Raw genomic sequence first — 14,062 nt, forward strand, 5'->3', positions numbered from 1 at the left:
TGCCGCTGCCCTGCTGGCAGTTGTGCTGTGCCACGCCGCAGATGCTGCGACGGACCCAGCCGTAACCGATCGGCCGGCGCCTGTGCGGCCGACGCCAGCAGCGACCCGGCCGTGGCCGCCGCACTTGGCCGGCCCGCGCCGGCGCCGACGGCCGAGCTGAGCTGGGACGAGCTGCGGCCGGTCGATCCGCTCGGCCTGGAGGTGGGCTACCGGCTGATCCCGCTGGTCGATGCCGCCCAGGGTGGCGAGCTGATGGCGCGCATCAAGGGCGTACGGCGCAAGCTGACCCAGGACATCGGCTTCCTGGTTCCCTCGGTCCACATCCGTGACAACCTGGAACTGCCGGCGACGGGCTACCGCCTGCTGGTGCACGGCGTGCCGGTGGCCACTGCCGAAATTCATCCCGACCGTGAGCTGGCCCTGGACCCGGGCAGCGCGCTCGGCGCACTGGACGGCATCGCCGGCAAGGACCCCGCGTTCGGGCTGGACGCCACCTGGATCCAGCCGCACCAGCGTGCGCAGGCCGAGTCGATGGGCTACACCGTGGTCGATCCGGCCACCGTGGTCGCCACCCACCTGAGCCATCTGATCCGCGAGCATGCACCGGAACTGCTGGGTCACGAGGAGGTGCAGCACCTGTTGGCCAACCTGGCCAAAAGCGCGCCCAAGCTCGTCGAGGATCTGACGCCCAAGGCGCTGCCGCTGTCGGTGGTGGTGCGCGTGCTGCAGAACCTGCTGATCGAACGCATTCCGGTGCGCCAGCTGCGTCGCATCGCCGAGGCACTGGTCGAGAATGCCGCGATCAGCCAGGACCCGGCCACCCTCACTGCCGCCGTGCGCGTCGCGCTGGGTCGCTTCATCGTGCAGGAGATCTCCGGCATGGCCACAGAACTGCCGGTGTTCACCCTCAATCCCCAACTGGAACGGGTCTTGCAGGAGTCCACGCAGGGTAATGGCGCTGCGCTTGAGCCCGGTCTCGCCGAACGGCTGCATCAGAGTCTTGCCGACTGTGTCAGCAAGCAGGAAGCCCGCAACGAACCGGCCGTGGTGCTGGTACCGGGCCCGGTCCGCGCCGCACTGGCACGGCTGGTCCGGCACAGCGTCCCGTCACTTTCGGTGCTGGCCTACAGCGAAGTACCGGAAGACAAGCGCTTGAAGCTGATCGGCACGATCAGCTGAGCGCCGCGCCAGAAAACAGACACCACTGATCCAACACGAACACAAACAGAAGGGGAACCCGCACCGTGCAGACCACCGAACCGTCGCGTTCCCCGCTTTCCCCGCCGTCTTCGTCCCGGTACCAAAGCATGAAAATCAAACGTTTCGTCGCCTCCGACATGCGCTCCGCCATGAACCTGGTGCGCAAGGAGCACGGCCCTGACGCGGTGATCCTGTCAAACCGACGGATCGAAGAAGGCGTCGAGATCGTAGCGGCGGCCCATTACGACGAGAGCGCGGTGCAGCGGGCCCTGGACGCGAGCCGCCAGGACCTTGCCCCGCCGCCGAAGCCCGCCCGTCCGCGCAGCGCGGCCGATGCGATGATCGCAGCGATGACCCGACGACGCACCACCGCGGTGGAGGCTGAACCGGTTGCCGCCACCACCTCGGCGGTGGCTGCATTGGCCCGCGCGGCGGTCGGTGCCACCGGTCGCACCTTGGACAGCGCCGATGAGATCGTGATGCGTCCTGGCAGCGATGGCTTCGCCGCCACTCTGGCCCGTGCAGGAACGGCGACCGGGATCTCCCACGCCGCCGTCAACGAAACGTCGCCGTCGCCATCGCTGCAGGCGTTTGCTGCCGTGGTACCCGCTGTCGACGCAGCGCCTGCGGTCCCGCCGCCCGCACTGGACCGGGCGGTATTCGTGGTCAACGATGACCAGCCCGCGCTGCCCCGCAACGACGCGCGCCCCCTGCCGCCACCGCTGCCCAGCGCCGCAGCACCGTCAACCGCCGTTGAAGGAGCGGCCAGTGCCGGCGCAGGAGCGGCCAATGATGCTGCCCTGGCGCCGGTACAGGTCCTGCCAGCATCGCTGCCCGTGGCTGCCGCCGCACCGGTGTTGACCGTGATCGAGCGCGACGACGAGGAGATGCGTCGTCTGCGCAACGAAGTGGCCGGCATGCGTACCGTGATCGAGCGCGAGATGCAGCGCTTCACCGACGAACGGCTGCGCGGCAGCGCGGTGCGTGCCGCGGCGCTGGATCTGATGGATGAGTACGGGTTTGATGCTGGCATCAGCCGCGACGTCGCCCTGCAGATTCCGCTGGAAACCGAGGCCCACCGTGGCCGTGGCCTGATGCTGGGGCTGATCTCCCGGCGCCTGCCTATCACACCGGCCGATCCGCTGGAGTCCGGCGGGGTCATCGCGCTGGTGGGGCCGACCGGTGCCGGCAAGACCACCACCATTGCCAAGCTGGCCTCGCGCTTTGCCGAAGCCAACGCTGCCCGCGATGTTGCCCTGGTCACCACCGATACCGCACGCATCGGCGCCCGCGAGCAGCTTTACGGCTTCGGCCGCCAGCTCGGCATCGCCGTGCACGAGGCCAGCAGCGGCACCGACCTGGACCAGCTGCTGGAGCGTCTGAAGGACTACAAGCTGGTGCTTATCGATACCGCCGGACTGGGCCCGCGTGACCGCACCCTCGCCGCCCAGCTGCAGTGGCTGCGGGCCGCGCCGAAGGTCAGCACGCTGCTGGTGCTGCCGGCCAACACCAGCTTCAACGACATGGACGAGGTGGTACGCCGGTTCAGCGCCGCCAACCTGCAGGGTGTGGTGCTGAGCAAGCTGGACGAAACCGGCCGCTTCGGCACCGCGCTGTCGGTGGCCGTGGACCACCGCCTGCCGATCACCTGGGTCACCGACGGCCAGGACGTGCCGGAAGACCTGCACCGGGCCAGCGCCGCCAATCTTGTACTTCGCCTTGAAGATTTGCGCCGCGCGGCCGATATGCCCTGCAACCCGGAGTTGAACCATGCCGTCGCGTGAGTACGCCAAGCTGACCACCACCTTCCCCTTGTCGGCCACCCGCAGCCAGCCGCTGGGGCCGGTACGTACCATCGCCGTCACCGGCGGCAAGGGCGGTGTGGGTAAGACGAACGTTTCGGCCAACATGGCCGTGGCGCTGGCCGGCATGGGCAAACGCACCCTGCTGCTGGACGCTGATCTGGGCCTGGCCAACATCGACGTCATTCTGGGTCTCAACCCGAAGTTCACTCTGGCCGATCTGGTGGCCGGCCGCTGCACACTGGAAGAGGTGATCATCGAAGGCCCCAACGGCCTGCTGGTGGTACCGGCCGCATCCGGGCGCCGGCACATGGCCGAGCTTGCACCGGCCGAGCATGTCGGCCTGGTCAACGTGTTCTCCGAGCTGGAGCGCGACCTGGACGTGATGGTGGTCGATACCGCTGCCGGCATCACCGACGGCGTGCTGACCTTCTGCCAGGCTGCGCAGGACACCGTGGTGGTGGTCTGCGATGAGCCGGCCTCGATCACCGACGCCTACGCGCTGATCAAGGTGCTTTCGCGCGAGCGCGGGGTGGACCGCATCCAGGTGGTGGCCAACATGGTGCGCGACCCCAATGAAGGCCGCGTCCTGTATGAAAAGCTGACCCGGGTCTGCGACAAGTTTCTGGCCGATGTCTCGCTGAACTATCTGGGCTGCGTGCCGCAGGACGACTGGTTGCGCCTGTCGGTGCAGCGGCAGCAGCCAGTGGTCAAGGCCTATCCGTCGAGCCCGTCGGCGTTGGCGATCAACGAGATCGCCCGTCGCACCGCACGCTGGCAGGCCCCGACCGAACCGCGCGGGGGCGTCGAGTTCTTCCTCGAGCGCATTCTCAAGCAGCGCGGGGTGGTGGCATGAAAGGCGCCGCACAGTACCGCGAAGTCCAGCGTACGGCGGCCAACGAGGTCATTGCCCAGCATTCGGACCTGGTGCGGCGTATCGCACATCACCTCGCGGCACGCCTGCCCGCCAGCGTGGAGGTAGATGACCTGATCCAGGCCGGCATGATGGGCCTGATAGAAGCCTCGCGCAGCTACGACGCCGAACAGGGGGCCTCGTTCGAGACCTACGCCTCGATCCGAATCCGTGGTTCGATGATCGATGAAATCCGTCGCGGCGACTGGGTCCCGCGCTCGGTGCACCGTCGCGCACGCGATGCGGCTGCCACCATCCGGCGGCTGGAACAGAGTACCGGCCGTGCCGCCAGTGCCACCGAGGTCGCCGCCGCGATGGACATGCCCCTGCCCGACTACATGCGGCTGATGGAAGACGCCTCGCGCGGGCAGGTGCTGAGCCTGGAGTCACGGATCGAAGACCAGGGCGAGCTGGACACCGCGGCGCAAGGGGGCCCCACCCCGCAGCAGGTGCTCGAGCGTGGCGAGTTCGGCCGCGAGCTGGGCAAGGCCATCGGCCTGCTGCCCGAGCGCGAACAACTGGTGCTCTCGCTCTATTACGAGCAGGAGCTCAACCTGAAGGAGATCGGCGCGGTGCTCGGCGTGAGCGAATCGCGGGTCTGCCAGATCCATGGCCAGGCAGTACTGCGCCTGCGTGGCCGCCTGAAAATCTTCGAGGCCGTCGATGCCGGTCTGGAAGAGTAAGCACAACCGAGGAATCAAGCTTTGAACAAGAACATGCGTATCCTGATCGTCGACGACTTCTCGACGATGCGCCGCATCGTCAAGAACCTGCTGGGCGACCTGGGCTTCACCAACACGGCCGAGGCCGAGGATGGGCATGCCGCGCTGTCCCTGCTGCAGAGCCAGTCCTTCGACTTCGTGGTCACCGACTGGAACATGCCGGTGATGACCGGCATCGAGCTGCTCAAGGCGATCCGTGCCGACGACAAGCTCAAGACGCTGCCGGTGCTGATGGTCACCGCCGAAGCCAAGCGCGAGCAGATCATCGAAGCCGCCCAGAACGGCGTCAACGGCTACATCATCAAGCCGTTCACTGCGCAGACCCTGGAAGAGAAGCTGGGCAAGATCTTCGAACGGCTGGCGGCAAGCGCCTGATGGACAGCATCCAGGACAAGACCGCGTTGGTGCAGCGCCTGCAGGACGCGCTGGCGGCGCTGGAAAGCGGCGACGAAGCCGCCTGGCGTCAGCAGATCGACGCGTTGGCCGCCCTGCGTACCCAGCCGATGATGGCCGGGCTGTCACGACTGGCCCGCGAACTGGGCCAGGCGCTGGGCGAACTGCCGTCGCTGCCCAGCGAGGCCGGCGAGCTGGATGATGCCTGCGCACGTCTGGACCATGTGGTGGCGATGACCGAACAGGCCACCCATCGGACCCTGGACCTGGCCGAAGAATGCCGTGGTCTGACCGAGCAGCTGCGTGACGGTGGGCTCAACGTCGACCAGGGCGCGCAGCTGGAGCGCATCCGCCACAACCTCACCGAGATCGCCCTGACCCAGAGCTACCAGGACCTGACCGGGCAGATCATCCGACGTGTCGTGGGCATCGTGCGCCGGGTCCATGAGGGCTTTGGCGCGCTCGGCCTGCCGCCGGAGAAGGCCAATGGCAACGGGCCGGAACTGGCCGGACCGGTGGTGCGCGGGCTCGATCGCCACGCAGTGTCGCAGCACGACGCCGACGACCTTCTCTCGGATCTGGGACTGTAATCATGAGCGGAATCGCGGACGACATCGCAGCAGACTTCATCATCGAGGCGCAGGAAATCCTCGATCGGCTGGGCGAGCAGCTGGTCACCCTGGAGCAGTCGCCAGAGGACAACGACCAGCTCAATGCGGTGTTCCGCGGGTATCACACCCTCAAAGGTGGCGCCGGCTTCCTCGGCATCACCGCCATGGTCGAGCTGTGCCATGCCGCCGAGGAAACGCTCGGCCTGGCCCGCTCGGGCAAGGCGGTGCTGGCCGCCCATCACTTCGACGCCGGCCAGCAGTCGCTGGACTATCTGCAGGCCATGCTCGACGCGGTCTCGGCAGGCGAAGAGCCCGGCCACGCGCCACCGGAGCTTATCGCCCAGTTCGACGTGGGTGGCGCTCCGGCACCCGCCAGCGTGGCGGCCGCCAGTGGCCCGGTCTCGGACCTGATCAGTGAAGACGAGTTCGAAGCCCTGCTCGACCAGCTGCATGGTGGCAAGGCACCGACGGCGGTGGCGGCACCCGCCGACGACGGACTGATCAGCGAAGACGAATTCGAAGCCCTGCTGGACCAGCTCCACGGTGGGGCCGCGCCCGGCGCGGTGGCGGTGGTCACGACGGCCGCAACGGCACCGCCACCGCCGCCCCCGGCAGGGGCTCCCGCCCGGCCTGCGGCCAAGCCCGCTGCCAAGCCGCTGGCCGAAGCCGAGCACACGGTGCGCGTGGATACCAAACGCCTGGACGCCATCGTCAACCTGATCGGCGAACTGGTTCTCTCGCGCAACCGCCTGAAGACACTGCGGGTACGGCTGCGCGATGAGGAACTCGACCGTGCAGTATCCACGTTGGACATTGCCACTGCCCGCCTGCAGTCGGCAGTCATGCGCACCCGCATGCAGCCGGTCGGCAAAGTGTTTTCCCGGTTCCCCAAGGTGGCGCGCGATGTGGCACGCAACCTGGCCAAGGAAGTGGAGCTGGAACTGATCGGCGCGGAGACCGAGCTGGACCGCAACCTGGTGGAAGCGCTGGCTGATCCGCTGGTCCACCTGGTGCGCAACGCCATTGACCATGGCATCGAGACGCCCGAGCTGCGCGAGGCCCAGGGCAAGCCACGCAACGGTCATGTGCGGCTGTCAGCGCAGCAGGAAGGCGACTATGTCAGCATCGAGGTGCAGGACGACGGCGCCGGCATCGATCCGGAGAAACTGCGCGCCAAGGCGCGCGAGAAGGGCCTGATCGACCCTGAAGCCGCCGCCCGCCTGAGCAGCGAGGAGTGCCTGCATCTGGTGTTCCTGCCCGGTTTCTCGACCAAGCAGGAGGTGACCGACATTTCCGGTCGCGGCGTTGGCATGGACGTGGTGCAGTCGCGCATCCGCGAACTCAGCGGGCAGATCCAGATCCAGTCCGAACTTGGCCGCGGCAGCCGGTTCCTGATCCGGGTGCCGCTGACCCTGGCCATCCTGCCCACCCTGCTGGTGCAGGCCGGCGAAGATGTCTACGCGTTGCCGCTGGCCCGTGTGATGGAGGTTCTGCATGCACCGTCCACCTCGCTGGGCTGGTTCGACGGGCGCGCCGTCCTGGATCGCCGCTCGCACACGCTGGCGCTGGTCGACCTGCGACGCTGGCTTGATGTCGAACCGGTGCATGCGCCGTTGCTGACCATCGTGGTACTGCAGGCAGGCGAGGCCCGCTTCGGCCTGGTGGTGGACCAGGTGCGCGGGCGCGAGGAGGTGGTGATCAAACCGCTGCCCAAGGCGCTGCGTGGCCTGCGCGGCTATGCCGGCGCCACCCTGATCGGGGATGGCCGCATGGCCCTGATCCTCGACGTGGACGGCCTGCGCAATCCGCAGGACTGATCGCTGAACTGTGACGACCTGCCCGCTGTACGCCGCCGCCAACTCAAGTCCCCCTATTCCAGGCCGATAAACGCTTCATGGACCGACTCAGCCTCATTGGACTCTTCCTCGCCCTGGCTTCACTGGTTGGAGGCAGCATCCTCAAAGGCGCCGGCCTCGCCTCGCTGTGGTCGCCGGCGGCCTTCGTCATCGTCATCGTCGGTACGCTGGCCGCCATCCTGCTGCAGACCGCACCGGCGGTGTTCAAGCGTGCACTGCATATCGTCCGCTGGGTGGTGCGACCGCCGCACAGCGACCGTCGCGAGCTGATCGCGCTGATCGTGGAATGGAGCAACATCGCCCGGCGTCAGGGTCTGCTGGGGCTGGAGCCACAGGTCGAAGCCCAGCGCGATCCGTTCCTGCGCAAAGGCCTGCAGCTGCTGGTTGACGGGGTGGAGCCGGAGAGCATCCGGCACATGCTCGAGATCGAGCTGAGCAGCCAGGAGCACCAGGACCTGGCTGCGACCCGGTTCTATGAAGGCATGGGCATCTATGCCCCCACCCTCGGCATCATCGGTGCCGTTCTGGGCCTGATCGCGGTGATGAAGAACCTGGCCGACCCCAGCAAGCTCGGCCATGGCATCGCCGCCGCCTTCACCGCCACCATCTACGGTATCGCCTCGGCCAACCTGCTGTTCCTGCCGATCGCCAACAAACTCAAGGGCATCATCGCCCACAGCAGCCGCGACCGCGAAATGGCCATCGAAGGCCTGATCTCCATCGCCCAGGGTGAGAACCCGCGCAACATCGAAACCAACCTGTCCGGCTTCCTGCACTGACATGGCACGTCGTCGCCACCACGAAGAACATGCCAACCATGAGGCCTGGGCGATTCCGTACGCCGACCTGATGACGCTGCTGCTTGCCTTCTTCGTGGTGATGTATGCCATTTCCTCGGTCAACGAGGGCAAGTACCGGGTGATGGCCGACGCGCTCACCGACGCGTTCGGTGGAGCGCCGCGCACCATCAACCCGGTCCAGGTGGGCAACCAGCAGGTGCAGGGCGGTGGCTGGGACAGCCCGTCGGTCATCAGGACGGGCAACCGGGTCGGGCCGTCGGCGCCGGCGCCGAGCACCGACCCGACCCTGCTGCCATCGATGGCCTCGCAGATGCGCATGCCGGTGTCGGTCCACGACCAGCAGCGCCTGCGTCAGGCCGAGCAGCAGCTGGAGCGCATCGCCGACCGGCTCACCTCCGCGCTGGCGCCGCTGATCGACAACGGCATGATTTCGGTCAAGCGCACCGAGCTGTGGATCGAGGTGGAGATCAACAGTGACATCCTGTTTCCTACCGGTTCGTCGAGTCTGGACGTGCACGCCCGCGACACCCTTTCGCGGCTGGCCGAAGTCCTGCGCGATGTGCCCAACAGCGTGCGCGTGGAAGGCCACACCGACAACCGACCCATCGCCACCGCGCAGTTTCCCTCCAACTGGGAACTGTCGGCCGCACGTGCCGCCAGCGTCGTCCACCTGTTCGCCGACCAGGGCGTCCAGCCGGCCCGGCTGGCCATGGTCGGCTACGGGCAGTTCCGACCGCGCGAAGACAATGCGCAGGCCGAGGGCCGTAACCGCAACCGGCGCGTGATGGTCGTCATCCTGGCCGATACCAGCCACGCCGTCGGCCCGCTCGGCGCACAGCTCGCTGCTGCAGGCACGCGGCCCGCCACCCCCGTTTCCCCCACAGCGGCGGCGCCTGACACCCCCCGCCGGCCGGCAGCCAGATCGGCGCCGCCGTCACCCCAGCAATGAAGGAGTAACCCCGATGCGCATCTGGGCTGTCGCCAACCAGAAAGGCGGAGTCGGCAAGACCACCACCACGCTCGCGCTTGGCCGCGGTCTGGCGGCGCTTGGCCACCGCGTCCTGCTGATCGATCTCGATCCACATGCCTCGCTCACGCGCGCCTTCGGCGTGGCGGTTGATCCAGCTCCGGCCGGCGTGCTCGAGCTGTTCGCCGCGCCCCCGGCCGAGCTCGCTTCGCTGTGCCACGGCAGTGATGTGCCGGGGCTGGCCTATGTCTGTGCACAGGCCGCTCTGGCCACCCTCGAACGGCGCAGCGCGAACCAGCCCGGCCTGGGCCTGGCATTGCAGAATGCGCTGGCCCAGCACGCGGGAGGACACGACTACATCCTGCTCGACTGCGCGCCGACGCTGGGACTGCTGATGATCAACGCGCTGGCTGCGGCTGACCGCCTGATCATCCCCACCCAGGCCGAGCCGCTGGCACTGCATGGTCTGGATGGCATGGTACGCACCGGCGAGATGGTGGAACGCTCGCGCCGACGCCCGCTGCCGATGTCGATCCTGCCGACCCTGTTCGACCGCCGCACCCGCGCCGGCAACGAGAGTCTGCGGCAGATGCAGGACAAGCACGGTGCCCGCGTATGGGAAGACGCCATCCCGGTCGACACCCGCATCAGCCAGGCGGCCGCGCTGACCCAGCCCGTCGTCGGCGATGACTACCCGGGCCGCGGACTGGCCGCCTACCGCCGCGCACTGAACTGGATCCTGAGCGACGACGCACGCGCGCTGGAGCAGGCCGCATGAACGCCACCGGCGTCCTCGACGACTATCTCGAGCAGCTGCTGGGCGACGCGCAGCCGCCTTCTGCCACCGCCCGTAGCGCCGAGCCATGCTCGGCGGCCGTTGCCGTTGGCGCCGAGCCCGACCGCGAACCCACCTGGGACGATCTGCCCGACGACGTCATCTACGAAACCGACAGCACCTGTAGCGCCGAGCCACGCTCGGCGGCCCCTGGCGCCGAACCCGACCGCGAACCCACCTGGGACGATCTGCCCGACGAAGTGATACATGAAACCGGCAGCGCCTGTAGCGCCGAGCCAGGCTCGGTGGCCCCTGGCGCCGAACCCGATCGCGAACCCACCTGGGACGATCTGCCCGACGAAGTCATCTACGAAACCCACGGCGGCGAAAGCACTGCGCTGACCAACGCCGACAGCCCGGCGCTCGAAGCAGCGTTCAGCGCTGCGGCGGCGCCTGCATCGCCGGCCACCGCACCCGTGCCCGCCCCCTCTTCTCCGGCCGTGCCGCCCCCGGCGCCGGCAGCCCGAGCTCCCATCGTGGCCGAACCGATCGCCGCTTCCCCCCACGCCGCCGTACCGGCAGCGCAACCCACCACCTGGCAGGAACTGCAGGCGCAAGCGCATCGCCCCACCGGTTCACAGCACCTGAGCCGACGCTCCACCGAGCGCAGTTCCCGTTGGTTGCGCCTGCGCTGTGGCAGCCAGGCCTACGCGCTGGAGCTGCTCAAGGTGCAGGAGGTGGTTCTGCCGGTGCCCCTGCTTCCGCTGCGCGGTACCGCACGGTCGATGCTGGGCATCATGAATCTGCGGGGCCAGGTCGTGCCGGTGATGGACCTGGGTCTCCATCTGGGCGGTGCCGCCGCCCAGGAGGATGCCCAGACCCGCATCGTCGTGCTTGAGGAGCACGGCGAAATCATGGGCCTTCGTGTCTCGGCGGTGGAAGATGTGACCAACCTGGCCGACTCGCAGATCGAGCCGCCGGACACCGCGCGTATCTGCCGGATCAGCAACGACGTGTTCCGCGGGGTGGCGCGTCTCCAGCAGCGTCCCATGATCCTGCTCGATGCGACCCGTCTGCTCAGCTGAGCCGCTCTGCGCCTGCCCTGACCGGGTCGGCGAAGATCGGGCCTAAAGAACCCTTCCGGTACGCCGCTAAGGAACTGGAACCGATTGTCCGGAGCAACGATGAGCACTGTGGACCTGGGTGAAGATCTCGGCATCGAGAGCTGCACCGAGCTCAAGAACCAACTGACGCCCCTGCTGGCGTCGGCCGACCCGTTGACGCTGGATGCCAGCCGCGTTGGCCGCATCCACACGGCCGCCGTGCAGGTGCTGTGCGCGTTCGTGCAGGACCGCCGCAATGCGGGCCTGGGCACCGGTTTCGCCGGTTGCACCGCAACCTTCACCGACGCCGCGCGACTGCTCGGCGTCAGCCAGGCCCTGGGCCTGGATGTACCCCATGACAACCTGAAATCTGTGGAGAACGCTGCATGAGCGCACGTATCTTGGTGGTGGACGATTCGGCGTCGATGCGCCAGATGGTGTCCTTCGCCCTCACCTCGGCCGGCTTTGCCGTCGAAGAAGCCGAAGATGGCGCGGTCGCGCTCACCCGCGCCAAAGGCCAGCGCTTCAATGCGGTGGTGACCGACGTCAACATGCCGAACATGGACGGCATTTCGCTGATCCGTGAACTGCGCCAGCTGGCGGACTACAAGTTCACCCCGATGCTGATGCTGACCACCGAATCGGCCGCTGACAAGAAGTCCGAAGGCAAGGCCGCCGGTGCCACCGGCTGGCTGGTCAAGCCGTTCAACCCCGAGCAGCTGGTCGCCACCGTGCAGAAAGTGCTGGGCTGATCGCCCGCGCCGCCCCCTCTTCTTCGCATCCGGATCGCTTCTGTCATGAGCATGGACCTGCAACGCTTCCACGCCACCTTCTTCGAGGAAAGCCGCGAAGGGCTTGATGCCATGGAGGCTGGCCTGCTGACGCTGGAATCGGGCCAGCAGGACCCTGAGATCATCAACTCGGTGTTCCGCGCCGCCCATTCGATCAAGGGCGGCGCAGGCACGTTCGGGTTCGACACCATCGCCGGGGTCACCCACGTGCTGGAAACCCTGCTGGACGAGCTGCGTGCCGGCAAGCGTGCGCTGGAAGCCAATGCGGTTGATGCCATGCTGGCCTCGGTGGATGTGCTGCGCGCCCTGCTGCGCGAGGCCGAACATGGCCAGGCTGCCGATCCGGACGCGGTGGCCGCGATCAAGGCAAGGCTTGAGGCCATCCTCAGCGGTCAGGCCGCCCCGTCTGCTGCTGCCGCCCCGTCGGCCGCAGCGCCGCAGGCCGAGCCGGAAGCCTGGGAAATCGCGTTCGTCCCATCGCCCTCGCTGTTCATGAGTGGCAACGACCCGCTGCGCATCATCCGCGAACTGGAGCACATGGGACCGCTGCAGGTCGCCGCACGACTGGATCGGCTGCCTGGCTTCAGCCAGCTTGACCCGCTGGAAGCACATCTGGCGTGGGACCTGGGTCTGGTCGGCAGGATCCCGCGCAGCCAGATCGAAGATACCTTTGCCTGGGTGGTCGACGATTGCGAGCTGGACATCCGTCCGGTTGCACCGCCCAGCCTGGCCACCCAGCCACCTGCCGCTGAGGCTGCGGCACCTGCCAGCACCGGCGCCGTCGCGCCTGCCGCCGGCGCGACCGCCACCGCTGGCGCCGCCGAAGCGGAAAGCTCGATCCGCGTCAGCGTCGACAAGGTCGACGCGCTGATCAATCTGGTGGGCGAGCTGGTCATCACCCAGGCCATGCTCAAGCAGGTCTCCAATGCGATCGACCCGGTCCACGCCGAACGGCTGTTCGCCGGCCTGGATCTGTTGGAGCGCAATACCCGCGACCTGCAGGAAGCGGTCATCGGCGTGCGCATGCTGCCGGTGGACGCGGTCTTCCGCCGCTTCCCGCGCCTGGTGCGCGATCTGTCCAGCCGGCTGGGCAAGCAGGTCCGCCTGCGCACCATCGGCGAAGGTACCGAGCTGGACAAAGGCCTCATCGAGAAGATCGCCGACCCGCTGGTGCATCTGGTGCGCAACTCCATCGACCATGGCCTGGAAATGCCTGACGTCCGTCGCCAGGCTGGCAAGGACGATACCGGCACCATCACCTTGGCCGCCTCGCATCAGGGCGGGCATATCGTCATCGAGGTCAGCGACGACGGCCGTGGCCTGAACCGCGACAAGATCCTGGCCAAGGCGCAGGAGCGCGGTCTGGCTGTGCCTGACAACCCCACTGACAGCCAGGTCTGGGACCTGATCTTCCAGCCCGGCTTCTCCACCGCTGATGCGGTGACCGATCTGTCCGGACGTGGCGTAGGCATGGACGTGGTCCGCCGCAACATCCAGGCGCTGGGCGGCGAGGTGCAGATCGAAAGCAGCCTCGGCAGCGGCACGCGCACATTGATCCGTCTGCCGCTGACCCTGGCGATCCTCGACGGCATGACCGTCTCGGTCGCCGGCGAAACCCTGATCCTGCCCCTGGCCTACGTGCTCGAAGCCCTGCAGCCGCAGGCCGAGGATGTGCGCAGCATGGCCGGCGACGGCCGGGTGCTGCGCGTGCGCGGCGAATACCTGCCGATTCTCTCGCTCAGCGAGTATTACGGTTACGAGCGTCGCCGCAGCGATGAGCCGTTGGTGGTGGTGGTTGAAGGCGATGGCCAGAAGATCGCCCTGGAGGTGGACGAACTGGTCGGCCAGCAGCAGGTCGTGGTGAAGAACATCGAGAACAACTACCGGCGCATCAGCGGGGTGTCCGGTGCCACCATCCTCGGCGACGGGCGCGTGGCGCTGATCGTGGACATCGGCGGACTGGTACGGTCGTTGAAGGTGCCGCAGGCGGCCTGAGCCCGGCGTACACGCCGGCTGGCGGGCGCGGGCGGCTTCGGCAACTAAAGTCATCGTCCGCGCTGCCGTTACCGGAAGGACCACACCTACAGGCACGGCAATGGATACCGCCCCTGTCGTTGCTTCACCTGCCC

13 protein-coding genes and 1 pseudogene are annotated in these 14,062 nt (G+C 67.7%); all 14 read left to right on the forward strand.

Annotated elements, in window-relative coordinates:
* Positions 1-147 precede the first annotated feature (147 nt).
* Positions 148-1,179: pseudogene (locus tag RZA67_RS08695) on the forward strand (FHIPEP family type III secretion protein); the annotation flags it as partial.
* 128 nt (positions 1,180-1,307) lie between these two features.
* Entirely contained in the window at positions 1,308-2,984 is a 1,677-nt protein-coding gene (locus RZA67_RS08700) for an AAA family ATPase (protein WP_317212328.1), read from the forward strand.
* Complete coding sequence (locus RZA67_RS08705; protein ID WP_317212329.1) at positions 2,971-3,858, forward strand: MinD/ParA family protein; 888 nt, start codon at positions 2,971-2,973, stop codon at positions 3,856-3,858. The genes RZA67_RS08700 and RZA67_RS08705 overlap by 14 nt, the downstream gene beginning before the upstream one ends.
* On the forward strand, positions 3,855-4,598 hold the full coding sequence (locus RZA67_RS08710) for an RNA polymerase sigma factor FliA (protein ID WP_317212331.1): 744 nt from the start codon (positions 3,855-3,857) through the stop codon (positions 4,596-4,598). Before RZA67_RS08705 ends, RZA67_RS08710 begins: the two co-directional genes overlap by 4 nt.
* A 21-nt stretch (positions 4,599-4,619) precedes the next feature.
* Positions 4,620-5,012: a chemotaxis response regulator CheY gene (cheY, locus tag RZA67_RS08715; RefSeq protein WP_317212332.1), complete on the forward strand. Its 393-nt coding sequence runs from the start codon at positions 4,620-4,622 to the stop codon at positions 5,010-5,012.
* A complete protein-coding gene (locus RZA67_RS08720; RefSeq protein WP_317212333.1) occupies positions 5,012-5,620 on the forward strand; it encodes a protein phosphatase CheZ in 609 nt (202 codons plus the stop codon). The genes cheY and RZA67_RS08720 overlap by 1 nt, the downstream gene beginning before the upstream one ends.
* A gap of 2 nt (positions 5,621-5,622) precedes the next feature.
* The gene (locus RZA67_RS08725) at positions 5,623-7,458 is read left to right on the forward strand and encodes a chemotaxis protein CheA (protein WP_317212334.1); all 1,836 of its coding nucleotides are present in this window, start codon (positions 5,623-5,625) and stop codon (positions 7,456-7,458) included.
* A 77-nt stretch (positions 7,459-7,535) separates the two neighbouring features.
* The gene (locus RZA67_RS08730) at positions 7,536-8,276 is read left to right on the forward strand and encodes a flagellar motor protein (protein ID WP_317212335.1); all 741 of its coding nucleotides are present in this window, start codon (positions 7,536-7,538) and stop codon (positions 8,274-8,276) included.
* A 1-nt stretch (position 8,277) separates the two neighbouring features.
* Complete coding sequence (gene motD, locus RZA67_RS08735) at positions 8,278-9,246, forward strand: flagellar motor protein MotD (protein ID WP_317212336.1); 969 nt, start codon at positions 8,278-8,280, stop codon at positions 9,244-9,246.
* Positions 9,247-9,259: 13 nt separating this feature from the next.
* A complete protein-coding gene (locus RZA67_RS08740; protein WP_317212337.1) occupies positions 9,260-10,042 on the forward strand; it encodes a ParA family protein in 783 nt (260 codons plus the stop codon).
* Positions 10,039-11,124, forward strand: coding sequence for a chemotaxis protein CheW (locus RZA67_RS08745; protein ID WP_317212338.1), 1,086 nt, complete (start codon positions 10,039-10,041; stop codon positions 11,122-11,124). The genes RZA67_RS08740 and RZA67_RS08745 overlap by 4 nt, the downstream gene beginning before the upstream one ends.
* 99 nt (positions 11,125-11,223) lie before the next feature.
* Positions 11,224-11,532: an STAS domain-containing protein gene (locus tag RZA67_RS08750; protein ID WP_317212339.1), complete on the forward strand. Its 309-nt coding sequence runs from the start codon at positions 11,224-11,226 to the stop codon at positions 11,530-11,532.
* Complete coding sequence (locus RZA67_RS08755; protein ID WP_166927007.1) at positions 11,529-11,894, forward strand: response regulator; 366 nt, start codon at positions 11,529-11,531, stop codon at positions 11,892-11,894. The genes RZA67_RS08750 and RZA67_RS08755 overlap by 4 nt, the downstream gene beginning before the upstream one ends.
* 45 nt (positions 11,895-11,939) lie before the next feature.
* Complete coding sequence (locus RZA67_RS08760) at positions 11,940-13,928, forward strand: chemotaxis protein CheA (protein ID WP_317212341.1); 1,989 nt, start codon at positions 11,940-11,942, stop codon at positions 13,926-13,928.
* Positions 13,929-14,062 lie beyond the last annotated feature (134 nt).

It is taken from the genome of Stenotrophomonas sp. C3(2023), assembly GCF_032911385.1.
Lineage (GTDB): Bacteria > Pseudomonadota > Gammaproteobacteria > Xanthomonadales > Xanthomonadaceae > Stenotrophomonas.